The organism is Mycobacterium sp. 20KCMC460 (assembly GCF_022179425.1).
GTDB classification, from domain to species: domain Bacteria; phylum Actinomycetota; class Actinomycetes; order Mycobacteriales; family Mycobacteriaceae; genus Mycobacterium; species Mycobacterium kiyosense.
Genome location: NZ_AP025524.1, coordinates 3,680,863 through 3,705,168 on the forward strand (window position 1 = coordinate 3,680,863; position 24,306 = coordinate 3,705,168).

Sequence of the window (24,306 nt, forward strand, 5' to 3'; positions counted from 1 at the left end):
GGGCATCATCGTTAGGCATCGATGCAAAGTGCGGTCGGCCGGGTTGATCGGAAGAGGAGCTGGCGATGTTGATGAACCGAGCCGAGGTCGGGGTGGTGCACTCGCCGCCGTGGCGGTGGCTGGAACGTGGCTACGTCGTGCCGGTCCTGCAACGGTTCGGTGGCCGGCTACCGCCGGGCACTGTCGCGGCCGAGATAGGGTGCGGGTCGGGATACGGCTGTCAGCTGATCCTGGAGCAGTTCGGCGCCGCCCGCGTCGACGCCGTCGATCTGGATTCGGCGATGATCAACCGGGCGTCGCGGCGGCTGGCCCGATACGGGGATCGGGTCCGGCTGGCCCACGGCAGCGCCACCGACCTGCGGGCCGCCGTGGGCGCGGGCGACGGCGCCTACGGCGCGGTGTTCGACTTCGGGATCATCCACCATATCCCCGGCTGGCGTAGTGCGATCGGTGAGGCCGCCCGGGTCCTGGGCCCGGGCGGGGCGGTTCTATTTCGCCGAGGTCACCGCCCATGCCCTGGCCCGACCCACCTACCGGCGGCTGTTTGACCACCCCACCGAGGACCGGTTCAGCGCCGAGGAGTTCCTCGACGCCCTAGCCGACCACGGGCTGGTGGTGCTCGGGTCGGCCACCCGCATCAGCGGCGACTACCTGCTCGGGGCGGCCGCCAAACCCCTTCCAAGCCAGGAGTGACTCCCATGGTGATGCCGATCGTCGTGCTGGCGTTGTTCGTCTCGATGATGCTGATCATCGGCGCGTGCCGGCGCTGGATCCAGCTGCGCCGCACTGGCGACAGCGGCAACCGGCGCAGCCTGCGTCCCGACGGGTCCCTGGAATGGTGGGCCCTGGCCATCACCGACCTGGGCTATCTGCTGGTCGGGTTCGGGGCCCCGCTGGCCGCGATCGCCGGTATGCCGACGATCGGCGTTCTGGAGCATCCCCTGCTGCGCGGTGCCGGTATCGGGGTCGCGGTGATCGGTATCGCCGTGACCTTGGTCGCCCAGCTCGGGCTGGGCGCGTCCTGGCGAATCGGTGTCGACGAAACCGAACGCACCACCCTGGTCACCACCGGTTCGTTCGCGATCGCGCGCAACCCGATCTTCACCGCGGTCATCCTCACGCTGACTGGACTGGTGTTGATGGTGCCCAACCCCATCGCGGTCGCCGGTCTGATCATCGCTGTGGCCGGGATCGAGGTGCAGGTGCGCGGTGTTGAGGAGCCCTACCTGCACCGCGTTCACGGCCGCGCCTACACCGACTACACCGCCCGGGTCGGGCGCTTCCTACCCGGACTGGGCCGCCTCACACCCGGCCACCGCCCACGGGAGTCCACACATGGTCGTCAACAACGGAACTGACCAGCGCACAGTCGAGGCGACATTCGCGTTCGTTGACCTGGCCGGATACAGCGTCCTCACCGAGATCTGCGGCGACCACGAAGCCGCCCGGCTGGCGGCCCGCCTCGCCGAGCTGGCCCGCACCGCGCTGCACCCGGATGTCTGCCTGGTCAAGACGATCGGTGACGCTGTCATGCTCGCCGCCGCCACACCCGAACAGATGGTGGCCACCATCGGTGAATTAGCCGACCTGGTGGCCGACGAGGACGGTTTTCTGGCGCTGCGCGCCGGTATTCACCACGGCAGCGCAATTCATCAGGGCAGTGACTATTACGGGCATGCCGTCAACATCGCCGCCCGCGTCACCGCGCTCGCCGGCGCCGGCCAAGCCGTCATCACCGAACCCATCCGCGAGACCGCCGCCAAGCTCGGACGCACCCCACAACCGTTGGGCCCCACACCGTTACGCAACATCACCACACCCGTCGAGCTCTATACGGTGGCGCTCACCGCGGCCCGCTACCCGCGCGACCCCGTCTGCGGCATGCGCATCGACCCGGCCACCGCACCCACCCGCCTGCGCCACAACGATCACGACTGGTGGTTCTGCTCAACCGAATGCGCCCACCGATTCACCGCCGCACCTACCCACTACACCCGCCAACCACACCGCGGCAGACTAGAACAGGAAACACGGTCATGACACGGCGCTGGACCCGCAACCGGGTCAAGTTCTTCCTCGCCGGCCCCATATTCGCGGCCGGCAACCGCTTCATCCCGGGCAAACCGCACGACCGTCTCGCGCAACGCGTCGCCGCCCAGCACCCGCAGCGCGTGCTGGAACTCTGCGGCGGCACCGGCTACGCCGCCCGACGGCTCGCTGCCCGGCTCCCCGACACGATCATCGACTCCCTCGACATCTCTCCGGAAATGCTCGCCATCGGCCGACGCCAACTGGCACACCAAGGTATCCAGAACGTGACTCTGCACGAAGGTGACGCCGCCGCACTCCCGTTCCCCGACAACACATTCGACGTTGTCATGAGCGTCTTCGGATGGCACGAACTGCCCACCGACATCCGCGACCAAGCCATCGACGAAACCATCCGCGTGCTACGCCCGGGAGGCCGGGTCGTGGCCGTCGACCTCGACCAACCACCCACCGCCCAACCCGCGTTCAACGCCTACCTGCGCCTAACCGAACGCCCACACGCCCGCGACGTCCTCGGCACCGGCCTCGCCGACGAGTTCACCGCCCACCACCTCACCATCACTAGTCACGAACCATCAACAAGTTGGACAACACCATTCCAGGTCCTCGAAGCACATACCTGAACCACCGCACCAACCGTCCCACCGGCCAGCGCCGCCAGCCGACATGCACGGGGTTCCAAACGAGTTCGACAAGTCCTCAAGCCCCGGTCTCTACTCAGCCAACAGCGACAGCTCCCAACGGACCAAGTCCAGCGCAGTGATCACCGCTGGGTCATCCGGGTTCAACCCTTCATCGATGAGCGCAGCACGCTCCACAGCATCCGTGCTGAATTCGACCCCGGGTGCCGCCCCGCGCTTCCCACCAACTCGAACTGTGTTGCGCGATCATCGGATACACCCTCCGACCTCACCTACAGAAAACCGCAACCGGGAACGCAAACGATCAGACTGTTCCCAATTAGGCCAGATCACTCCGCCGTCCCTCACCGGGAACAGTAATAAACAGCCCGATCGACCCCCAGATAATAGCCGCGGCATCCGCGTCCTCACCCAGTGGTAGGGAACGCAGCCAGCTGGCGCGGTCCGAAGGGCCGCAGCATCTGGCTGGCCGGGCGCGGGCGCACTCGCAGTGGCCACCAGAACCAGCGTCCGAGCAGCGCCGCGATCGAGGGCGTCATCAAGGAGCGCACGATCAGGGTGTCGAACAGTAGGCCGAGGCCAATCGTGGTGCCGGCCTGGCCGATTGAGCTCAGGTCACTGGCGGCCATGGACATCATGGTGAAGGCGAAGACTAGGCCCGCCGCAGTGACGACTCCGCCTGTTTCGCCCATGGCGCGGATGATGCCCGTCTTTAGCCCCGCGCCGATCTCCTCTTGGAACCGCGAGACGAGCAGCAGGTTGTAGTCGGATCCGACCGCGAGCAGGATGATCAACCCGAACACCGGCGCGATCCAGTTCAAATCCAGGCCGAAGAGGTGCTGCCACACCAGCACTGACAGCCCGAAGGCAGCGCCCAGTGACAGCAGCACCGTGCCGACGATCACCAAGGACGCGACCAGAGCGCGGGTGATGATCACCATCACGGCGAAGATCAGCGTCAGCGCCGCGATTCCCACGATCAGCAGGTCGTATTGGGAGCCTGACTGGATGTCGCGGTAGATGGCCGCCGTCCCGGCGAGGTAGAACCTGGCGTCGGTCAGGGCCGTTCCCTTCACCGCTTGATGCGCGGCGCCCAGTTCCGGCTTGACCGCGGAAATGCCCGCCGGAGTTGCCGGATCGGTGTCGTGGGTGATGATGAAGCGCGCCGCCTTGCCGTCCGGCGACAGGAAAAGTCTCAGGCCGCGCTGGAAGTCGGGATTACTGAATGCTTCCGGCGGCAAGTAGAAGTAGTCGCCACTCCTGGAGGCGTCGAAAGCCTGACCCATCGCGCTAGCCGTATCGGTCATCTGGTCCATTTGCGTGACCAGACCCGAGAAGCTGCTGTGCATCGTGAGCAGCGTTCCCTGCATGGACGTCGCGACGGCGATGATCGGCGGGAACTGGGCGAGCATCTGGGGCACTATCGCGTCGATATTGTTCATGTCCTTGATCAGCGTGCCCATGTTGTCGCTGAACTTGTCCACACCGTCGATCGCCTCGAACACCGACCTGGTCGCCCAGCAGACGGGGATGTTGACACAGTGTTGTTCCCAGTACAAATAGCTGCGCAACGGTCGCGCGAAATCGTCGAAGTCCGCCAGATGGTCTCTCATCTCGTCCAGCGTGGCTTGCATCGCGCGCATATCGCCGACCATGTGATGGGTGGTGTTGCTCATCTGGGCCAGCAAACCTTGCATCCGCTGCATCGAGCCGATGATGGCACCGAGATCGTCGCTCATCGTGAGCATGTCGGCCATCCGGTCCTTCATGAACTGCAGGTTTTCTTGGATCGGAATCGATTGGGCACTGATCTGGAAAGGTATTGACGTGTGCTCGATCGGCCCGCCCAATGGCCGGGTGATGCTTTGCACCATCGCGATTCCCGGCGATCGGAAGACATCTTTGGCAAGCCTGTCCAGGATGATCATGTCGCCGGGATTCCGCATGTCGTGATCACTCTCGATCATGAGGATGTCGGGATTCATGGTGGCGGAACTGAAATGGCGCTCTGCGGCCGCATATCCGACGTTCGATGGCAGGGTGCGGGGTATGTAGAAGCGGTCGTTGTAGCTGAGCTTCATGCTCGGCATGATCAGGATGCCGACCACGGCGATGGCCAGCGAGGCGGCAAACACCGGGCCGGGCCAGCGCACGGTAGCGGTGCCGACGCGCCGCCACGCGCGTGTCTTGATCATCTGTCTCGGGTCGAGCAAACCAAACCCAGTGGCCACGGCGACAACGGCCGGCGCCGCGGTCAGCGCCCCCGCGACAACGACGATCAGTCCCAGCGCAGACGGAATGCCGAGTGCCTTGAAGTACGACAGTCGCGCCAGGTGGAGGCAGAAGGTAGCCCCCGCGATCGTCAACCCCGAGCCCAAGATGATGTGAAAGGTCCCGCGGAACATGGTGTAATAGGCCGCTTCTCGATCCTGACCGGCCTGACGAGCCTCGTGGTACCGACCGATCAGAAAGATCGCATAATCGGTCCCCGCCGCGATCGCCAAGGAGGACAGCATGGCGACGACGAACGTCGAAAACCCCAACAGGTCGTAGTTGCCGAGAAGCGCGACGAGCCCTCGGGCCGTGCCCATCTCGAAACCAACCATGACCAGAACCAGAAGCACCGTGCTGATGGAACGATAGGCGATAAACAGCATGATCATGATGACCACACCCGTCACGCCCATCATTTTGAACATGCTTTTATCGGCGGCTTCGTTCATGTCGGTGGTCAGTGCCGCCGGACCGGTGACATAAACCTTGAGCCCTTTGGGCGGCGCTGACTTGTCGACGATGTCCCGGACCGCTTCGACGGACTCGTTGCCCAGGGTGCTGCCCTGGTTGCCGGCCAGATTGAGTTGGACGTAAGCGGCTTTGCCGTCCCGGCTCTGCACGCCAGCGGCGGTGAGTGGATCTCCCCACACGTTCTGGACATGCTGCACGTGCTTGGGGTCGGCCAGCAGCTTTTTCACCAAGCCGTCGTAGTAGCGGTGCGCCTCCTCGCCGAGTTGTTTGTCGCTCTCCAGGACGATCATCGCGATGCTGTCGGAGTCCGACTCGTGAAACGTTGCGCCGATGCGCTTGGCGGCGATCATCGCCGGCGCGTCTTGCGGCGACATGGTCACCGCGTGGTTGCGTGCGACCGACTCAATCGGCGGCACAAGCACGTTCAGGGCGAGGGTCAGCAGCAGCCATGCCACGAGGATCGGCACCGCGAACCTGCGGACGAACCGCATGAATTTTGGACGGGCCTCGCTACCGGTGTTCATGCGGCCTTCACCAGGCAGGAAGTCTGGGCGTGGTGCCCGGCCGAGGATCGTTCGTTTTTGACTTCACCGTTGACGGTGATGCGGCACCCGATGTGGTCGCTGTTGCCCTGTGCCACCACGTTGGCAATAACCGCCGGCACCGTCGTCGTCATCGCGTACGTCCAGGGCAAGCTGGTGAACTCTGCCTGCTCCGGCTGGGCGTTCTCATTCAAATAGCTCACGCTGCCCGATGTGTCGTCGGGCCCGTAAACCTCGTATATCACCCGCTTGACATGGGATGGCTCGAGTGGTTCGGCACTGCTGGCGGTCGCAGTAAAGATCTCGTCAGAGCCGAAAACGCCGCGCAGCCGACTGACGGCGACACCACCGAGAAAAACTGCCACTACGACGACAAGGGTTACCCAAGCCCGTTTGAGGATGCTGAGAATTGGAGTGTCCCTTCGCTCGTGGCCCGCCCTTGTCAGTAAGTCGTTGTCTATGCCTTACGTCGCTGCGTCGGACGGCTCGTTGAACTTGTGGTAGAGGAGCTTTCCGGTGGGCAGACCGCCATTGGCCTAGCGCAGCAGTTCCGCGTTGGTGGCCCCGGTAAATCCGCGCCAAACCCGGGGAAAGCCACATCCGCACCCGATCAGATCTGAAGTCCGCAGCCCACATCAAGGCCTCCCTTAATACCCGGCTGGGTATAGCTACTCTGAAGGGTACAACACGGCATAGCAGCCTGGGGCGCAGCCCTACTACCGGCTCTCGCCGCATGGCTGAGCCATCCGCCAGTCCGCGGTACCCGGGCGAAAAAAATACCCATCAAATGCGCCGATCCACCTATATACCCCCTGGGTGTTGTCGACAATGTTCACAGGTACCCCCGGGCAACAGATCCTCATGTCGCGGTGGCTTGCAGCGGGGGTGCCGCGGCGCGGGACACGCCGCTATGAGGTGTTGCGCGCCTACTTCATCGAGGATGTCTCTGCTGCAGAGATCGCCGACCGGTTCGGCTACTCCACCGCCCCGGTGCATCAGAGGGCACCCTGCTACCGGCCGGCGGGCGTGCGCCTCTTTGTGAGCTCCGGCGCTCACCGCGGTGCTGATCGCTCACACATCAGGATCGATCTTTGGTGGACATTCAGCCGTGCTCGGGACGCCTAGGCGATGCAGCAGCACGCTCATCGGACACCAGCCCCTCACCGCGTTGAGTATCAAGTTCGCGCCAACAAATGCCGTGAAGATCCGCCAGCGACTTGAAAACCTGCGCCCAAGGGCCAAGCTGGTGAGCACGAAAGCGCCGGCCATCAGGCCAGTAATCCGCTCGATGGGCCACCCTTGCGGCTTAGGCATCCCCGAATTCCCCACGCTCATTTGACACCTCATCTAGCTGGTCCTGCACCATAATCGCTCCTACTTTGTCTCGACGGGTTGCCCGCGCCGATGACGCCGGGCTATCAAATTGAAGTCCCCGCTGGTGGCCAGGAGACCCTCCCGACTCTACGTTAACCAAGATATACCCGTCCGGGTATGGGTGTCGGTGCCTTATGTCGCTACCTGCGCCCAGTGAAGCCGTTTGGCTGCGTGTTGCGGACTCAGTCAGCGTTGGTCACCCGACGAGGACATCAGGTCGCCGACCCCGCGGTTTCAGTCTCGGTTCCAAAGAACCGAGCGTGATCGGATGGATCCTGTCTCTCAACAAATTCCAGCATGGTTATGTCCGAGATTTGGGGACGTGATCCGTCCACGAACTCGGACGCAACCTTTAATCTGAACCGGCGTGTGTCCGCGAAATATTGCTGGCACCGTTGGGGGCCCAGCCAGTATGTATCGCAGTCCCCAAATGACGTGTCTGGCGCCCGGTCTCGGCGGCGGCCAAATGGATTCCGCGGCGTTCGCCCCCGGGATGACGATGAACTCCGCCCCCGGGATGACGTGAACTCCGCCGGACCTTGCGATCCATAGCCTAGGCTTCCTCGATGATTGGGCAGACGATGCCGGCTGTTCGTCGGTGCAAGCAGCGGCTCGACTCCGAGTGGCGGCGAGGGTTTCGCGGAGAGCGTGCAGCTCGGCAATGGCGGTGTCAACCTCGGCAATGCGGGCGTCGAGGACGCAGACCGCGTCGCAAGGCGGGATGCCGCCATTGCGGATCGCGAGGACTTCGCGGATGTTCTCCAGATGTAGGCCAAGGCTGCGGGCCCGGCGGATGAAGGTCAGCAGCTCGACGTCGCGCTCGTCGTAGAGCCGGTAGCCGGCCGCGGTCCGCTCGGTGGCGGGCAGTAGCCCCTTGGCCTCGTACATCCGCAGGGCCTTGCGCGTCAGGCCCGCGGCGTTGGCGGCCTGTCCGATGGTCAATCCCTGCGGCGCCATAATCGAAATCTCCTCTCACCCCATTGTTGACCTTGCCCCAAGGGATGGGTTCTACCGTCGGGGACGTCCAGAAAACCGACGAAACAGGTGATGAGCATGCCGTTCCGCGAGGGAGAGCTCTACCGGTGTCCGGACAGCGATTGCGGCTGCGAGCTAACCGTGACCAAGGCGGCGCCGCCGACATGCACTGGCCAGCACGCTCCGAGCTGCTGCTGTGGCAAGACCATGGTCAAAAAGGCCGGCTAGGGCGCGCACCGGGGATGACCCGGTCGATCAGCCATTGCGCCGGCTCCGCCGAGACGGCAGGTCGAGGTGGTCGATGATCCACCCTGTCACGATCCCTCAAACCGCATCGTTTTACAGCACCACCTTGGTGTATCCAGGACGTTTAGGTAACGATCGTTCGCGCGACGGTCTGCCAGCCTGTGCGTTTGCGCTGGACAAATATGTAACGCTTGCCGTGGCCGCGCCACCGTCACGCTGTCGGTGGTTGGCGATACGGTCCGGCCCATGCGGATCGGCTATGACCGGGGTCTCCACCGCGACCAGCATCCCGAGGCTCAACGCGATGCGCTCACCGCGGCGGGCTGTGATAGATCTTCCTGGATAAGGCTTCGGGCAAGCTGGCCCGCCCGGCCGGAGCTCGACAAAGCTTTGCTGTCGGCCAACCGCACCGGCGACCAACTCGTTATCACCAAGCTTGATCGGCTGGGCCGTTCGTTGGCGCATCTAATCGAGCTGTCGGCCACGCTGCAGGCCCGCGGAGTGGATTTGGTGGTGCTCGATCAGGGCATCGACACCACCACCGCGCTGAGACGGATGTTTTTCCACATCCTGGGCGCCATCGCCGAATTCGAGCACGCCTTGATGTCGCACCATGGACGGCCTGGCCGCTGCGCGGGCCCGCGGCCGCACCGGCGGGCAAAAGCCCAAACTTGGGCCTAGGCAGGTCAAGCTGGCTCGGCAGATGTATGACGAGCTCGGCCAAGACGGGAACCATCGCTACACCGTCGCCGAGATCGCCGCCGAGTTCGGCGTCAACCGACCACCATCTACCGCGACCTGAGCAAGCTTCCAGCTCCCGGCGGCATCACGTGACCCCTTGGCCGGGCTCGGCGCATCCCGAATTACCCGCACAAGCCGATCGGGCTGCTGGGCCCGATCCTGGCCTGGCATGGCCGCGAACGCTGCTGGCCCGGCGCGCGAACGCCGTACAACGCCGGCGGGTGGCCTACCGGCATGGGCAAGACGAGATCGTGGATCTGCAGATCGAGCGGCAACGCGCGCTTGATCGGCACCTTAGCCGCGACCGAAGCCGCGAGCACAGTTTCGATTGCGGCCGCGAAGGGAAGTCCGACAACAGCGTGTAGCTGGCTCGGGCGTTGCCGCGCTGGTGGTGGCCACCAAGGACCAGCGTCCAGGCGCCGCCTTAGAATGGCGTCATCCAGGAGCGGACGAGCAGGGTGTCGAACAGCAGGCCAGGGCTAATCGTGCTGCCGGGTTGGTGACGTACACCTGGAGTCCTGTGGGCGACGCTGAGTCGTCGACGATCTCGCGGACCGCTTTGATCGACTCGGTGCCCACGGTGCTGCTGCCCTGCTTGCCGGCCACATTGAGTGGGCGGCGCCGGTGATAACGAAGATGAGAAAGGACAGGAGGCATCTGGTGCCTATCGGTCGACGAACTCGCATGGGCCTCCTCGCGGTCGCCGTGATCAGCGTGATTGTGATGGCCGTTGTGGCCGTGGTGGTGATCGGGCGAGGCGATGGCCACAACGGTGCGCTGCCCACCGAGGCGGCCCCGCGCCGTGAAACGCCTGCAGTCATCACCGTCACCCCAGGCCTTAACGCGGTGAACGTCGACCCGCTGGGCGCGGTCACGGTGAGCGCGGCCACCGGCATTCTGACCGAGGTGCAGATGGTCAATGACCAGAACACGCAGGTGCCGGGTGTCATGACTCCCGACAATCTAGTGTGGAAGCCCAGTGTGCCGCTGGGTTACGGCCGCACCTACACCATTACCGTGGCCAGTCGCGGGCCGACGGGAACTCCCGCGTCGCAGATGTCCAGGTTCACCACGCTCATACCCAGTAATCAGGCCGCGGTGTCGCTGACCACCACCTCGGGTGCGGCGCTGCATGACGGCGGCATCTACGGGGTGGGAACGGTCATTGTCGCCCACTTTGACGAACCCATCACCGATCGCGCGGCCGCGCAGCGCCGACTGACCGTGACGACCGCTCCGGCCGTCGACGGCTCCTGGTATTGGGTCGATGACCAAAACGCCCATTGGCGCCCGGAGCACTACTACGCGGCGGGCACGAAAATCACCGTGGCGGCCAACATTTATGGCGCGCCGCTAGGTAGCGGACTGTACGGCCAAGCGGACAAGCAGACGTCGTTCAGCATCGGTGATGCGCATGTGTCTATCGCCGACGACAACACTAAACAGGTCAACGTTTACGACAACGGCGTTTTGGTGCGCACCATGCCCACCTCGATGGGTATGGGCGGCACCGAAACCGTCGCCGGCCAAACCCTCACGTTTTGGACCCCACCCGGGGTCTACACGGTGATGGATAAGGCCAATCCGGTCGTGATGGATTCGTCGACCTACGGCTTGCCCGTCAATTCCCGCCTCGGCTACCGCGAGACCATCAACTACGCCACCCGCATCAGCCCCGACGGCATCTATCTGCACCAACTCGACAGCACCGTGTGGGCCCAAGGCAACACCGATACTTCCCATGGCTGTCTGAACCTGAACGGCGACAACGCCCAATGGTTCTTCGGCTTTTCCCAACCCGGCGACATCGTCGAGGTCCGCAACACCGGCGGCCCGCCACTGTCGTTGCCGAACAACGGTGACTGGAGTGTGCCGTGGACGCAATGGCAGGCCGGTAGCGCCCTTAGAGCTTTGCCCTAGCCTGAGCCGGAGATATCGAAGGCCCACGCTGTTCGGCCCTGGGGTGATCGATCCGCGAGGTTGGGGCCGGGTCACGACGACTTCACACGCTTTTCTTCCGCTGCCTTTTTGTAGGGAAGCGAAAGTAGATCAGATCTCGTCTCACTCGAGGGTTTGGGTTTGCGGTCCGCGCGCACGGTTCTCCCGTCGGTGCCGGTCGTACGCGGCGCCGACGTCGCTGCCGAATACCTGGTCGCAGCCGAAGACACCGCTGGCCACAACAGAACGTCCTTCCAGCCTGCCCGGTACACTGGCGGAAGGCCGAACCGGGTTGTTTCCGGTTTTCTTTTCGGCATCCGCTTTGGCCTGTTCGGCTCGTGCAGTGCCCGGCTGAGCCCACGCTGGCTGCAAACAGATCTGCGATCAGAGAGCTAACCGTCGCAACGGATCAGCACCGTTCACGCCGCTAACTTTCTGAGCATCACCACCAAGGAGTTCTGCGAATGCTTGACCGCTGTACCGCCCACATCGTCCGCTGCCCGCAGCACCGGAAGAACGCCGCCTGCGCAGCGAAGTTTCCGGCCTTGGGGGCGCGGACCATACAGGAAGCGCTCGACCAGATCAAGCAACTGGTAGCCACCCACGCCGCTGACGACTCCCACAGCCTACCGGGGCACAAGGGCAGGCCTGCCGCACCACCAAGTCCGGCTCGACGGATCACACCTCGGTGGCGGACACGCTGCTGACGTGAGGGAAGGGAAGCACCGCAGCGCTGATCGCGTCCACCAGGGGCGGCGCCAGCCCCAGCTCGTGGTGTCTCATTTCTACTTAGAAGCGAACAGCCGCTGATCTTGGTGGAGGCCGCGGATCTCGTCGGGTGTTCGTCCCTCGCGGCCATGCTGTGGCAATGCCTTTCCCATTTCGGGACCGTGATGAGTCCTCAGACAAGACCGAGCGTGTCGCGTCGGGGTCGCGAGGTCGTCTTTGGGTGGGATTGGCGTCGTGGTTCAAGCCCCTCGCACGGAGGCAACGTCTCAGTCTTTACGGGCGCTGAAGCCCTCAACGAAGACCGATGCCGTGCGGGTCGCTGGGATCGCGAACAGCTCATCGGAGGGAAGGCCATCGAGCCTCGTAAGTAGAGCGCTGCACATCCTGCTGGGGTTTCTGACCAGCACCAACACCCGCTATAGGTCGGAGGTAATTCCAACGTGAAACTCTTCTGCGGCATCGACTGGGCCGAGGCGCACCACGACGTCGCCATCATCGACGCCGACGGTCACTTGGTGGCCAAGAAACGCATCACCGATGATCCGGCCGGGTTCGCCGAGCTCGTCGAGGTGCTCACCGCCGCCGGCGACGGGGCCGAAGACCCCATTCCGGTGGCAATCGAAACCCCGCGCGGACTGCTGGTCAGTGCGCTGCGCGCGACCGGTCGGGCGGTGTACGCGATCAACCCGCTCGCGGTGGCCCGCTACCGAGAGCGTCACTCGGTGGCACGGTCGAAGTCCGATCACGCCGATGCCATGACCCTGGCCCACATCTTGCGTGTCGATGCCCATCTGCACCGCCAGCTGCCCAAGGACAGTGAACTGTGCCAGGCCATAGCGGTCCTGGCCCGCGCCCATCAGGACGCGATCTGGGCACGGACCAAGGCGCACCACCAATTACGGTCGGTGCTGCGGGAGTTCTATCCCACCTTCCTGGCCGTGTTCACGGATCGGTTCGCCCTGGGAATCAGCAGCCCGGAGGTCCGCGCCGTGCTGGGGATCGCGCCGACACCGGCGGCCGCGGCCAAGCTGTCGGTGAGCCGGATCGCGGCGGCACTGCGCCGGGCCGGTCGCAGCCGCAACATCGACCCGACCGCAGTCGAGCTCAAGGCAGCGCTGCGCAAACCTCAACTGCGCCAACCACTTGTGGTTGAGACGGCGATGGGACGCCAGACTCTGGCGCTGCTGGCGGCGCTGAACACCGCCTGCGCGAGTGTCATGGACCTTGGTCAGGCCGCTGCCGAGGCCTTTCAGCAGCATCCGGACTACGCCGTGATCACCAGCTTCCCGGGTCTGGCTGACTCCACTGGCGCCCGGGTGCTTGCCGAGATCGGCGATGACCGGGGCCGGTTCGTCGATGCCCGGGCGTTGAAGGCTTACGCCGGATCCGCGCCGGTTACCCGCGCCTCGGGGCGCTCCATCTGCATCAGTCACCGTCGCATCAAGAACGACCGGTTGGCCAACACCGGGTGGGTCTGGGCGTTCGCCGCCGCCACGCACTTGCGAACCCGCCCGCCTGCACTACCGACGTCGCCGAGAACACGGTGACCGGCATGCCGCGGCCAAACCGGCACCTGTTCAACAAGCTCCTGGGTCAGCTCTACCATTGCCTGCAACAAGGGAGTGCCTTCGACGAGGTCAAGGCGTTCCCGCAGACGGTCGACGCGGCTGCCTAGAAGACGCGAAAACTTTTACGCATCAACTGGTTTCGTCGCAGATTGATCGGTGCGGATGTGGCGGTAGATCGTCATGGGGCTGACCGAGCAGGATGCGGCGATCTCGGCCATGGTGAATTGGCGGGAGTCATACATCCGTTGAGCCTTGCCGATCAGGGCCGGTGTCATCTTGGGGGTGCGACCCCCTCGTCGCCCGCGGGCGCGGGCCGCGGCCAAGCCGGCGTGGGTGCGTTCCTGGATCAGTGCGGCTTCGTATTCGGCCATCAGGGCGAACATGCCGAAGACTAGGGCGCCGTGGGCGGTGGTGGTGTCGACCAGTCCGTTGGCGTGGTCGGTGTAGACCTTCAGGCAGCCGGCCCCGTCGAGGGCGTCGAGTTGCAGCTGCGGGTTCTGGTCTGCGCTAGACACCCGCGCGTATCCGATCTTGGCCCCCGGTCGGACTCTATCGAATCCCGTCTCGCGCGAGGCGTTGCGTGAGCGTGTTTTCGTGACGAGCTTCGATAGCCCGCGACCTGCGGGGATCCGTCACGCTGTCACCAACGCCAATGGGTCTATCGCAACCGATCCTTTGCGATAGCCCACGCCAAAGTCGCTGCCGCCTATTGACTCTTAGCCTGATCGGAGGTCTTGTCCCGCACGACTCCGATCGCCGCGCTCACAACGTCTGCCGTGCTTCGCTAGTAGGCGATCGTGGCTTTTGGTGTAGACGATCGCGTACGCAGCCCGTCGCCGGTGAGCCGGTAGCGATTCTTAGTAAGGCAGGCTAAGGCAAGGCTAAGGCGGGCCAGGTCGTAGCTGGCTTGGTTCATGGTGTAGGTCATGCCGCCGAGCAGTCCGGTCATCAAGGCGCGCAGGCTCTTATTGGTGATGCCGGTCACGGCGAGCATTGTCGTGCACAGGGCGCCCGGCCAAGGCCTGGACTCGAGGGGCGCCGAACCGTAAAGCCGGGGCCCCTCCTGCCATCCCCGGTGAGGGTGGGCTGTGTGATCCGCTCAAAGCGAAGCCAGGGACTGGAGTTGTGAGGAGCCCCACCGGGGGATCACTGCGTGCCGAAACGGGCTTTAAAGTCGTGCCAGGACAATCCGCCCGAGGGCCCCGGCCGGCCGTAGCTGAATAGCTTGGGAGCGAACAGCTTTCGCTACTCAGCTCGATACACGTGACGTACCGTCCGCTACGTGGCACATGGCCGGTTTGGGTCGTGGGAGTCGCTGAACTCGCTGGCGGCGGGCGCGTCGGAGTCGGATTCTAAAATCCAGCAGACCGTGGAATCGTCGTGTTCGGTGGCCGCTTCACGCGATGCGCGGTCGAGAAGGGTTTGCAGGTGGCCTTCGAGGGCGACGAGTTCGGCGATCTGCGCTCGGACCTGGTCGAGGCGGGTGTTGAGGACCTGCCGAACGTGCCCGCACGGCACCTCGCCACGATCGTGGATCGCCAAGACCTGGCGCACCTTTTGCAGGGTCAGTCCGGCCGCTTGGCCGCGACGGATAAACTGGAGCCGATCCACGATCTCGGGTCCATAGTCGCGATACCCGGATGCGCGGCGTGGGGGTTGCGGCAGCAGGCCCGAATCCTCGTAGAAGCGAATGGTCTTGGTGCTGGTGTTGGCGAGTTTCGCCAGCTCGCCAATGCGCATGTAACACTCCTTGACCTTCCAGCGTACTGGAAGGATAACACTTGATTTGGTGTTAGGTGGCGGCCATAGGGCGCGGCCAGCATCGGAGGTAATCGCGGTGAGCATAGTGGTCGTTTCGGTATCCGAAATCTGTTGCCAGGCCTGCAAGGCCGCGATTGAGGGCGTGCTGTGCCCGCTCGTCGAGGCCCCTAACTGCGGCACAGTGCCCGTTCGAGTCAAGCGCATCAGCACCCGAGGCCCGAAGCGGCGCGACTGCGAAGCGACACAGCACCAGACACACCGCGACACTCATTTCGCCTGCTCCTGGTGCCCGCGACCCGCCTCAACCAGCTTTAACCGCTGGATTGCGCGCCTGCGGAAAGCGATCAGGAAATGATGACAGATCTTCGACGCCGAGGCGTGCTTGCAGTCCTCAACCTGGCGGCTGGCGCCGCGCTGACCGTCACAGTGCGACCAATCACCACGCGAACCCGACGGCCTTAGAGAACGGAAACCACTGTCATGTTCACCGGCACCGCTAGCCGCGCGGGAGCCATGGCTACCGCCACCGTGATACTCATCGGCGCCGCAATCCTGGGCGGCAGCCCAGCAGCGGCCGACCCGAACCAGGACGACCAGTTTCTGGCATTGCTTGATCAACATGGCATACCCGCCCTCGCGAACGCGCCAAGCCTGATCGCCACAGCCCATCAAGTTTGTGGCCGGCTCGACGGCGGTATGCCGGTGGATGGAGTCGTCGAGTCGATGACGACCTTTGCGGTCAACAATGACCCGAGCCTGCGCCGATACCCTCGTGACCGCCTCACGCGCACCTTCTCCCGCTTCGTCACTGCGGCCGTGCAGGTCTACTGCCCGTTCCACCAGGACAAAATCGCTTCTTTCAGCGCTACTCGCGTTCCGCGAATACATGAACCCACACACCTGTTCGCTACGTACACGCACAACGTAATCACCTCGGACTGCGATTTGTGGGACCGACCGCCGGTTTCGGACATGATCAACACCCAGGCGGCATGGCAGCAACGCACACCCACCAGTGCGGTGCGGCTACCGCACTCGATCGTCGGCGGCGTCATCGTTGCGAGCCACAACTGGGGCGACCGATCGGACTGCAACGCGCCTAGCGATGTGCTCGCTCCGCTGATCGAAGCCATTCCCGCAGGGGAGACGATCGCGCCGAAGCCGCCGCAGATTCCGGCGCCACCGGCGAACATCCTCATACCACCACGGGCGCCCGCGCCGTCGCAGCCACCAAAGCAGCAGCCGCCGCCTGTGCCTCAGCAGCCGCCGTTTCCGCCGCAGGAGCCCCCACCTCCACCCCAGGAGCCCCCACCTCCACCCCAGGAGCCCCCACCTCCACCCCAGGAGCCGCCCCCACCACAACAGGTGGAACCTCCCGTTGTTGCTCCTCAGCCGGGGGGTGCTGCTGGCGGTGGTGGCGTCGGTGGCGACGGCGCCGGCAGCGGTGGCGGCGGCGGCGGTGGTGGCGCCAACGGCGGTCGCGGCCCGGCGGAGCCGTCGCCCACGCGACCCATGCCGCCAGGCATTATCAGGATCGCACCATGAGACAAGAACCGAGCCGCCGGCCGTCGGCCAAGCCTGCCGCTTAACGTGGGGTGGCTGGCTGGCCGGCATCCGGTGGCCCGATCCAGTAGCGGTGTTTGGTGCACACGTATTGGTGGTGCGGCAATAGTGTTGCCCGGCATTCAGCATGAGCATGATGGCGGCGTTGGCGGTGAGGATGTGGGGGCATGAAATGACCCCGCCGGGCGATGTCCGGCGGGGTCGGTGGTGTTCAGGGTGTCGGGTTGGTGTCTAGTCTGCCGTGACTTCGGCGACGGCGGTGCGGGTGGAGGATTCGTCGACGATGGCTTTGTTGGCGCCGAACGCGGCGACGAGGGCTTGGAGTGCGAGGTTGTTGACCGCGCGGGGGTAGCCGCGGCTGGTCTGGTGGATCAAGCCGACGGCGTCGTCGGAGAACAGTGTGTCGTCGCGTCCGGCCAGCTTGAGGTGGTGGCGTAGGTAGCTGGTGGTTTCTTTGTCGGTCATGGGCGGCATCGTGTAGCGCAGCCCGATGCGCTGGTCGAGCGCGGAGAGCACGCCGAGTTTCATCCGCCACCGCAGGGTGGGTTGGCCGACGAGCAGGCAGGCGAACGGGCTCGACGAATCGAGATCGTGGTTGGTGAGCAAGCGGATGGCCTCTAATTGGTCGTGGCCGAGGAGGTGGGCCTCCTCGACCACGACGGTGGCGACTCTTCCCCTTTCGGCGTGTTCGGCGGCCAGTGCGTCGGCGGCTTGGGGAGCCAGGGTGGCGTGGTGGGTCAGGGGTTGGCCGCCCAGGGAGGCGACGATGCGGTGGTGGATGCCGCGCACGCCGACGGTGGGGTCGGGCAGGTAGATGATGCTGTGGCGGCTGCGGTCCAGGGCGGCCAGCGCGGCACGCACGGCCACGGTCTTGCCTGCGCCGACTTCGCCGGTGATCACACCGATGCGCCGTTCGGCGATGCACCAGCCGATGCGGGCGACTGCTTCGTTGTGGGCGCTGTGGCGGTGCAACATCCCCGGGCCAGATCGCGGCCAAAAGGCGTGCGGGAAAAGCCAAAGTAGGAGATCAGGTTGGGCATCATTTCGGTTGGGCCTCCTGGCCGGTGAGCAGGTCGAGCTGTCCGGGGATCTCCCCGCTGGCCTCGGCGGCTGCGGTGAGGGCGGCGTAGTTGACGCCGCGGGCCAGTTCGGCCGCGTGCGCGGTCTCGATCAGCTGCGCGTAGTCGATCCCGGACGGTTGGGTTGGCGCGGTGGGGGTTTCGGGTTTGGCCTTGGGATGGGAATGGCGGCTGATGTGGTGCGGGATCGCCAGCCCCATCGGCACGCCCGCCAGGCGGACCTCGATGCGGGTCAGGTCGAACGGGTCGAACACCAACTCGACCTTGCGTCCGACCAGTGCCGGGTCGACTTCATAGGAATTGCCTTGTAGTGCCACGGTGGCGGTCTTGCTCACGCGCCGGTGCGCCTCCCACAGGAACGCCTCGGTGAGCGCTTCGGGGGCGGGCAGGGCGACCGGCCCAGGGGCGCACCAGCGCTGCAGCGGGGTTTGCCCGGTTTCGGAATGGATCGTGCGGTGATAGACCGTTTCGGTCCAGGCCGCGAGAAGCCGATTCAACTCGTCCAGGTCGGTCACATGATGGCGGCCGATAGTGTCGGGTTCGCCGGTGATCTCAACCAAAAACTGATCGCGCACGGTCCTGAAAAACCGTTCTATCTTGCCCCGGCCCTCCGGCCGGTATGGCGTCGAATGAACAAGGCGCACACCAAGTTTAGCGCACGCGCGTAACAGCCACGCATCGACGAACGCTGAGCCGCGGTCGACGTAGATCGCCTTGGGGACACCGCGGGAGGCCAGCGCTGGGCGCAGCGCGGCGGCCAGTCGCACCGTGTCCCCGGCATAGCCCCACCGGTAGCCGGGCAGCAGCGGGAATGATCGTCCAAAAACGCGAACAAGTACGTCTTGCGGGCAGCAATTCGTATGCCGTGCAACGCATCCCCAGTCCACAGGTCGTGGGGGTGTTCGGCCTCGAACCGCCCGAACACCGGCGCCGACCCGGCCGTTGCGACGGTGAGGCCGAGCCGGTGGAAGTTGCGTTGCAGGGTGCGTTCGTCGGGTGCCCAGCCCAGCTGGGTCCGCAGGATCCGGCGGATCGCCGCGGCGGTGCGCTGCGGATTCTCCCGCCGCAGTGCCACCGCCAGCTCCAGCACCTCGGCCGGGGTGCGCGGGGTGCACTGACGCGCGTTGGGCACCAGCGCGTCGAACCCGCCGGCACGCCAGTCGCGGATCCAGCGATCAATACTCTGGCGGCTGATGCGCACCCGCTGCCCGAACGGGTCGGTGTGCTCGCGCGATGCCAGCTCGCGCACCATCTTGCCGCGTTGTTTAGTGGAATGCGCCGCATCGGCGGCCTCCCGGATCAACTGGTACCGGAAAAGCCCGATCGCCCGGGCCCGCTCGGCCCGCACCTTCACCTCATCATCCCCGACCACCGGCGGTCCTCCCTTAGCTGTCTTTTCAAACACATGACAGCGGAAAGGTTTACGGCGTGATCGGCACCAGCGGCAGGGTCGACTCGTGTTGCACTGGCCTCTCGGGCCAGCCCGGCGCCAACAACCGCCCACCTGACACCGCCACCGCGGCCTCGGCCAGCGACACCTCAGACACCACGAACCGGCGCCCAATGGCCGCGGCGAGCGCGGCGATCGCCGTCATCGCGTCTGCGAACCCGCCCCCGGCAGCCTCAGGCATAACCGGGTCGGCATCCACCGCACGCAGCCACACCGTGAACACCGACCGCACCGCTTCGGCCCGCGCACCGAAGCGACGCAGCCAGCCCCGCACCGTCTCCGGCGGGCGCGACAGCTCGGCGGCGATCCGACGAAAACCCACCCGGCGCACCGCCCTGGCCACCAACGCCGCCACGATCACCGCACCCACATCGGCGCGGCGCAGCAGCACCGTCAAAGGCAACAACACATGCGTCACCCCACAGCCGGTGCACCGCGACCGGCGAGGACACAACCACACCGGCCCGTCCGCACCTCGAAGCTCTCGCGGCCTGGCCCGCCCCCAACCCGCCAGCACCCCACCACACGCCGGGCAGCTCAACTCACCCGCGGCCAACCTGCGCTCGACTCGATCGACATCCGTCTCTACGGTGACCACTGCGCCTCCAAGCGCAACAGACGGCCCTCCCGCAGCTCCTGCCAGAGACACCTGACGCGGTGTCGGCGCTGACCGCGACGCAGTTCGCCGCGCACGCGAGCCTCTACCAGGAGGTCAGCGCCCACGCCGCGGCGATGCATGACCAATTCACTGTCGCGATGGGCGCCAGTGCTGGCGCGTATGCGGCCACCGAGGCCGCCAACGCGGCCGCAGCGGGCTAAGGAGAAGTGCAGCAATGGATTTCGGGGCGCTACCGCCGGAGCTCAACTCCGCGCGAATGTATGCCGGTCCCGGCTCGGGGTCGATGCTGGCCGCTGCGGCGGCCTGGGACGGGCTGGCCGCCGAATTGGGTTCCGCGGCCAGCTTCTACCGCTCGGTGATCGCAGGTCTGACCGGTGGGCCGTGGCTGGGACCGGCGTCGGTGTCAATGGCCGCTGCGGCCGCCCCCTACGTGGCGTGGATGACCACCACCGCCGCCCCGGCTGAACAGACGGGCACCCAGGCCAGGGCCGCGGCCACCGCCTATGAGGCGGCATTTGCGATGACGGTGCCGGCGCCGGCGATCGCGGCCAACCGCAGCCTGCTGACGTCGCTGATCGCCACCAACATGCTCGGGCAAAACACGCCGGCGATCGCGGCCACCGAAGCCCACTACGCGGCGATGTGGGCCCAAGATGCCGCCGCGATGTATGGCTACGCCGGCGCCTCGGCGAGTGCTGCGACATTGACCCCGTTCAGCCCGCCGCAGCCCACTACCAACCCGGCCGGGCTGGCCGCGCAAGGCGCCGCGGTCGCCCAAGCCACCGGCACCGCCGCCAGCACCAACACCCAGGCGGTCCTGTCCCAGGTGATCGCCACGGTGCCCACGGCGCTGCAGCAGCTCGCCTCGCCGCTGTCGTCCGCATCGTCCACCGGGTCCACACCGTCGCTGGCGTCGCTGGGTTCGTCGCTGAGTACCGTCAATCCGGTCTTGTCCAATACAAGCCGGATCGGGTAGATTTCCAGTGCGCTGCTCTCGAATGCGAACCAGGTGAAGTCGTTGATGCCGGGGATTAGCGCGGCCACCGATACGGCTTCGGGATCGGGCCTGGCCAGCGGGCTCGGTCCGGGCGCACTGGGGTCCTTTGGCTCGGCAGGACTGAGCGGAGCAGCGGGTTCAGCGGGGGTGGGTCGCGCGGCCGCGGTCGGTGCGTTGTCGGTGCCGCAGACCTGGGTCGCGGCGGCGCCGGCGGTCAGCCCCGCGGCGGCGACACTGCCCGAGATCAGTTCGGGTGCCGCCCCGGCAGCCACGGGAAGCGATCCGCCCAGCCTGCTGGGCGCGCCGCTGGCGGGCACGGCCGAGCGCACCGGAGGCAACATGGGCAATACCGTCGGCCCTGATCCCCCGGTTCATGCCCCGCCTGACGGTGGTACCACCAGCGACCATCGGCTAACGGCATCGGCAGCGCCCGGCTTCCCGCTTTCGCGGAAGTCGCGAGGGAGGCTTGATCCTGCAAATCGGAGAACAATACAAGCCGACGTCTCGGTGGGAACGGGCAAGTGCGTGGCCGAGTCGCGTGAGCGTGTCGGTGCCGATGAATCGGGACGTGCGTTGTGGATATATCGGTAGTCGAATCCCAGGCCGGTGACCCGGCGGCGGCGCCGAGCAGCTAAACATGCATCCGCAGCCGTTGCGCAACGGGATTCGGCATTCTGAGACCGACGCCGGTAACGTCGCAGGACACGCCGACTACGGCATGATCGAGGGGAATCGCCGTCTGGTCCTCGACAACGTTGTCCGATTCGGACCGGTCTGCCTTCTTTCTGAGGCCAAGCCCACGGCGATATCCCTCGGATGGCCGCAATGCCGCGCCGGGGTGCCCGGCCGATCCGGAGTTTGACTAGTCAGGGAGTCAATGTCGAGTCGCGCGGCCGGCGGCAGGCGTAGCGAGCTCGGCGCGGGACTGGAACGACGGCGAGGACTCCTAGTATTCGCACATGCATATGAGCTAATGTTTGTATCGGGGGTTCGTGATCCGAAATCTGTCGCGTCCTCCCCGTGACCAGACGCAACGCCACCACGGTGGCAGACGCGAACGAGCCGAACGGGTGGAGGGTTCTGCAGCGTGGGACATGAGGACGGGCACGTTCACAGCCATGAGGTGTCCGCGGACGCGGATCGGCGGTGGCTGGCCATCGCGTTGGTGTTGATTGTCGGGTTCATGGCCGCCGAGGTGGTCGTCGGTGTGCTGGCGCATTCGTTGGCGTTGATCTCCGACGCCGGCCACATGCTCACCGATGCGGGCTCGATTGTGCTGGCCTTGGTGGCCATCCGGCTGGCCGCGCGGCCCGCCGAGGGCCGATACACCTACGGTTTCAAACGGGTGGAGATTCTCTCGGCGCAGGCCAACGGGATCACGTTGTTGCTGCTGGCGGTCTGGTTTGTCTACGAATCGGTGCGCCGGTTGATCGACCCACCACAGGTCTCGGGACCGTTGGTGCTGTTCACCGCCCTGGTGGGGATCGTGATCAATATTGCGGCGGCGTGGAGTATTAGCCGCGCCAACCGCAGCAGCCTCAACGTCCAGGGGGCGTTCCAACACATTCTCAACGACCTGTATGCGTTTATCGGAACCGCGATCGCTGGTGCGGTGGTGTGGGTCACTGGATTTGCCCGTGCGGACGCAATCGCCGCGCTGCTGGTAGCGGCGTTGATGGCGCGCGCCGGGTGGACGCTGGTGCGCGAGTCGGGCCGCATCTTTTTAGAAGCGGCCCCTGCTGAGGCGGATCCGAGGGTCATCGGGCAGCGCATCGCTGCCATCGACACAGTCATTGAGGTGCACGATCTGCACGTTTGGCAAATTACGTCGGGTCAGTTGTCGCTGTCGGCGCACGTGCTGGTCGGCGATGTCGACTGCCACGCTACGCGAGATGCCATTGAAAACCTCCTGCTCGCCGAGTATCACCTCGACCACACCACCTTGCAGGTCGACCACGCGGGCGCGGCCGCAGCCGGCGGTCAGGGCCGCGACGAGCATTGCGCCGCACCGCACGGACCGGTTCACCGCTCCCCAGAACAGCCGGACTGATACGGACATCGTGTCGGAGTGGTGGGTTGACATGGCAGCGCTTGGCCGCGAGCGGTAGGAGGGTGGTGAAGGCGCGGGAGGGCAGCGCGGTCGATGTGTCTTCACCAATCGACTACAGAGGGCGTGTTGACACCTCGTCACAGTGGCTCATGATTACACCCGCCACGGACACGAGGCGAGCACCAAAGCCATGGGGTGGCACCGAACAGTCGGACACTTGTCTACCCCACCCGGCATCATTAACCGAACAAGACGAAACAAAACGAATTGAGGTGCTATGGCCGCCATCGTCGTTGGAATCGACGGCTCCCCCGCATCCGGCAAGGCGCTGCGTTGGGCCCTGGATGAAGCGCGCCTGCGCGGGGCGGTGGTGCGGGCCGTCTATGCTTGGACGTTTCCTTTCCAGGGCGGCGAGATCGCCCACCTCGCCGCCCAAGCCGCCCATGGCGCGTTGCAGCAGGAGGCCGAGCAGTTATCTCAGACCGCTGTTCGTGCAGCGTTGGGAGCTGACGCCGACGCCGTGGAGCGCGTCGTCGAGGAGGCATCCCCGGTGCGGGCGCTGACCGCGGCGGCACGCGACGCCGACCTGCTGGTCGTGGGTTCCCGCGGCCGTGGCGGGTTCACAGGTCTATTGCTAGGTTCGGTAAGCACCCAATGCGCCCAGCACGCCCCGTGCCCTGTCGTGATCATCCGATAATGACGCGGGCCCCCCTACACCGCGATGCAACGCAACATGGCCCGTGACTCGGTGTTCAACGGTTTGGCAACGTAAGTGACCGTCAACTTGCGTATGGCACCGATGTCGGCAGAATTTGACTACAGTAGTACACGATGGCTCATCCGAGGGGAACTTATTCAATGATTGCGAAAACCATTATCAACGGAGCACTGATCGTCTCTTGCCTTCTCGGGTTTGCGCCGGCAATCGCCACTGAAACCCCATCCTTCGGTGTCCTTGCCTGCAGGGGCGACTGTCGGGAACCACATGCACCTGGCAGCCCTGCCCTCGACAAAGAAATAGAACTCGGGGTCCTGGACGGTCTCTCCTATATGCCGACCAGGCCTTTGGGTGGAAACTCTCACTTCAACTGACAACAGCCCACAGTTATGCCGTTCCGCCGCAATTGCTCGTTCTTCCAGCAATGCAGCGTCAGCAATGGGCGTGCAACGAAGTCCACTACTGCTTGGCTACTCCCCCACCCGGACCATTCCGGCCCATCACGGCTCACCGATGGGAAC

18 protein-coding genes and 6 pseudogenes are annotated in these 24,306 nt (G+C 65.2%); 12 read left to right on the forward strand and 12 right to left on the reverse strand.

Features of this window, described 5'->3' with window-relative positions; all coding sequences use genetic code 11:
• Positions 1 to 65: 65 nt before the first annotated feature.
• From MKCMC460_RS17005 to MKCMC460_RS17020, 4 genes are all read left to right on the forward strand, one after another.
• Positions 66 to 548: a class I SAM-dependent methyltransferase gene (locus MKCMC460_RS17005; protein WP_236982989.1), complete on the forward strand. Its 483-nt coding sequence runs from the start codon at positions 66 to 68 to the stop codon at positions 546 to 548.
• Positions 549 to 698: 150 nt separating this feature from the next.
• Positions 699 to 1,358 carry an isoprenylcysteine carboxylmethyltransferase family protein gene (locus MKCMC460_RS17010; protein WP_309297901.1) on the forward strand — a complete coding sequence of 220 codons (660 nt, stop codon included), beginning with the start codon at positions 699 to 701 and terminating at the stop codon, positions 1,356 to 1,358.
• The gene (locus MKCMC460_RS17015) at positions 1,336 to 2,040 is read left to right on the forward strand and encodes an adenylate/guanylate cyclase domain-containing protein (protein ID WP_236982987.1); all 705 of its coding nucleotides are present in this window, start codon (positions 1,336 to 1,338) and stop codon (positions 2,038 to 2,040) included. Before MKCMC460_RS17010 ends, MKCMC460_RS17015 begins: the two co-directional genes overlap by 23 nt.
• Positions 2,037 to 2,672, forward strand: a complete 636-nt coding sequence (locus tag MKCMC460_RS17020) for a class I SAM-dependent methyltransferase (RefSeq protein ID WP_236982985.1) — start codon at positions 2,037 to 2,039, stop codon at positions 2,670 to 2,672. The genes MKCMC460_RS17015 and MKCMC460_RS17020 overlap by 4 nt, the downstream gene beginning before the upstream one ends.
• 425 nt (positions 2,673 to 3,097) lie before the next feature.
• On the opposite strand, the gene MKCMC460_RS17025 is transcribed toward MKCMC460_RS17020, so the two are convergent.
• The 4 genes from MKCMC460_RS17025 to MKCMC460_RS17040 form a co-directional block, all read right to left on the reverse strand.
• A complete protein-coding gene (locus MKCMC460_RS17025; RefSeq protein ID WP_236982983.1) occupies positions 3,098 to 5,959 on the reverse strand; it encodes an RND family transporter in 2,862 nt (953 codons plus the stop codon).
• Complete coding sequence (locus tag MKCMC460_RS17030) at positions 5,956 to 6,387, reverse strand: MmpS family transport accessory protein (RefSeq protein ID WP_236984062.1); 432 nt, start codon at positions 6,385 to 6,387, stop codon at positions 5,956 to 5,958. Before MKCMC460_RS17030 ends, MKCMC460_RS17025 begins: the two co-directional genes overlap by 4 nt.
• Positions 6,388 to 7,048: 661 nt before the next feature.
• Positions 7,049 to 7,324, reverse strand: a complete 276-nt coding sequence (locus MKCMC460_RS17035) for a DUF2892 domain-containing protein (protein ID WP_309297902.1) — start codon at positions 7,322 to 7,324, stop codon at positions 7,049 to 7,051.
• A 309-nt stretch (positions 7,325 to 7,633) separates the two neighbouring features.
• Positions 7,634 to 8,308 carry a MerR family transcriptional regulator gene (locus tag MKCMC460_RS17040; protein WP_236982979.1) on the reverse strand — a complete coding sequence of 225 codons (675 nt, stop codon included), beginning with the start codon at positions 8,306 to 8,308 and terminating at the stop codon, positions 7,634 to 7,636.
• A gap of 510 nt (positions 8,309 to 8,818) precedes the next feature.
• Here MKCMC460_RS17040 and MKCMC460_RS17045 point away from each other — a divergent pair.
• A complete protein-coding gene (locus MKCMC460_RS17045) occupies positions 8,819 to 9,253 on the forward strand; it encodes a recombinase family protein (protein WP_236982977.1) in 435 nt (144 codons plus the stop codon).
• Positions 9,254 to 9,799: 546 nt separating this feature from the next.
• On the opposite strand, the pseudogene MKCMC460_RS31820 reads toward MKCMC460_RS17045, so the two are convergent.
• A pseudogene (locus MKCMC460_RS31820) lies at positions 9,800 to 9,925 on the reverse strand (MMPL family transporter); the annotation flags it as partial.
• Between the two features lie 111 nt (positions 9,926 to 10,036).
• On the opposite strand from MKCMC460_RS31820, the gene MKCMC460_RS17050 reads away from it, so the two are divergent.
• Positions 10,037 to 11,233: an Ig-like domain-containing protein gene (locus MKCMC460_RS17050; RefSeq protein ID WP_370653184.1), complete on the forward strand. Its 1,197-nt coding sequence runs from the start codon at positions 10,037 to 10,039 to the stop codon at positions 11,231 to 11,233.
• 437 nt (positions 11,234 to 11,670) lie between these two features.
• On the opposite strand, the gene MKCMC460_RS17055 is transcribed toward MKCMC460_RS17050, so the two are convergent.
• Positions 11,671 to 11,856 (reverse strand): hypothetical protein, encoded by a 186-nt coding sequence (locus tag MKCMC460_RS17055; RefSeq protein WP_236982975.1) that lies wholly within the window; start codon positions 11,854 to 11,856, stop codon positions 11,671 to 11,673.
• Between the two features lie 564 nt (positions 11,857 to 12,420).
• Here MKCMC460_RS17055 and MKCMC460_RS17060 point away from each other — a divergent pair.
• Positions 12,421 to 13,655 (forward strand): annotated as a pseudogene (locus MKCMC460_RS17060) (IS110 family transposase).
• Positions 13,656 to 13,670: 15 nt separating this feature from the next.
• Here the strand turns inward: MKCMC460_RS17060 and MKCMC460_RS17065 are convergent.
• From MKCMC460_RS17065 to MKCMC460_RS17075, 3 genes are all read right to left on the reverse strand, one after another.
• Positions 13,671 to 14,063, reverse strand: a complete 393-nt coding sequence (locus MKCMC460_RS17065; protein WP_236982967.1) for a recombinase family protein — start codon at positions 14,061 to 14,063, stop codon at positions 13,671 to 13,673.
• Positions 14,064 to 14,332: 269 nt separating this feature from the next.
• The gene (locus MKCMC460_RS17070; protein WP_236982965.1) at positions 14,333 to 14,533 is read right to left on the reverse strand and encodes a hypothetical protein; all 201 of its coding nucleotides are present in this window, start codon (positions 14,531 to 14,533) and stop codon (positions 14,333 to 14,335) included.
• A 293-nt stretch (positions 14,534 to 14,826) separates the two neighbouring features.
• The gene (locus MKCMC460_RS17075; protein WP_236984060.1) at positions 14,827 to 15,288 is read right to left on the reverse strand and encodes a heavy metal-responsive transcriptional regulator; all 462 of its coding nucleotides are present in this window, start codon (positions 15,286 to 15,288) and stop codon (positions 14,827 to 14,829) included.
• 534 nt (positions 15,289 to 15,822) lie between these two features.
• Here MKCMC460_RS17075 and MKCMC460_RS17080 point away from each other — a divergent pair.
• Positions 15,823 to 16,854, forward strand: coding sequence for a DUF732 domain-containing protein (locus MKCMC460_RS17080; RefSeq protein ID WP_370652851.1), 1,032 nt, complete (start codon positions 15,823 to 15,825; stop codon positions 16,852 to 16,854).
• A gap of 249 nt (positions 16,855 to 17,103) precedes the next feature.
• On the opposite strand, the pseudogene MKCMC460_RS17085 reads toward MKCMC460_RS17080, so the two are convergent.
• The 3 genes and pseudogenes from MKCMC460_RS17085 to MKCMC460_RS17095 form a co-directional block, all read right to left on the reverse strand.
• Positions 17,104 to 17,915, reverse strand: a pseudogene (locus MKCMC460_RS17085) (ExeA family protein).
• Positions 17,912 to 19,323: pseudogene (locus tag MKCMC460_RS17090) on the reverse strand (DDE-type integrase/transposase/recombinase). The pseudogenes MKCMC460_RS17085 and MKCMC460_RS17090 overlap by 4 nt, the downstream one beginning before the upstream one ends.
• Before the next feature lie 49 nt (positions 19,324 to 19,372).
• On the reverse strand, positions 19,373 to 19,999 hold the full coding sequence (locus tag MKCMC460_RS17095; RefSeq protein WP_236982963.1) for a hypothetical protein: 627 nt from the start codon (positions 19,997 to 19,999) through the stop codon (positions 19,373 to 19,375).
• On the opposite strand from MKCMC460_RS17095, the pseudogene MKCMC460_RS17100 reads away from it, so the two are divergent.
• The 4 genes and pseudogenes from MKCMC460_RS17100 to MKCMC460_RS17115 all read left to right on the forward strand — a co-directional run bounded on the left by MKCMC460_RS17100 (position 19,893) and on the right by MKCMC460_RS17115 (position 23,764).
• A pseudogene (locus MKCMC460_RS17100) lies at positions 19,893 to 20,220 on the forward strand (PE family protein). The gene MKCMC460_RS17095 and the pseudogene MKCMC460_RS17100 sit on opposite strands and share 107 nt — an antisense overlap.
• A gap of 14 nt (positions 20,221 to 20,234) precedes the next feature.
• Positions 20,235 to 21,401 (forward strand): annotated as a pseudogene (locus tag MKCMC460_RS17105) (PPE family protein); the annotation flags it as partial.
• A gap of 739 nt (positions 21,402 to 22,140) precedes the next feature.
• The gene (locus tag MKCMC460_RS17110) at positions 22,141 to 23,067 is read left to right on the forward strand and encodes a cation diffusion facilitator family transporter (RefSeq protein ID WP_065136418.1); all 927 of its coding nucleotides are present in this window, start codon (positions 22,141 to 22,143) and stop codon (positions 23,065 to 23,067) included.
• A 277-nt stretch (positions 23,068 to 23,344) separates the two neighbouring features.
• A complete protein-coding gene (locus MKCMC460_RS17115; RefSeq protein WP_238304599.1) occupies positions 23,345 to 23,764 on the forward strand; it encodes a universal stress protein in 420 nt (139 codons plus the stop codon).
• Positions 23,765 to 24,306: the final 542 nt, after the last annotated feature.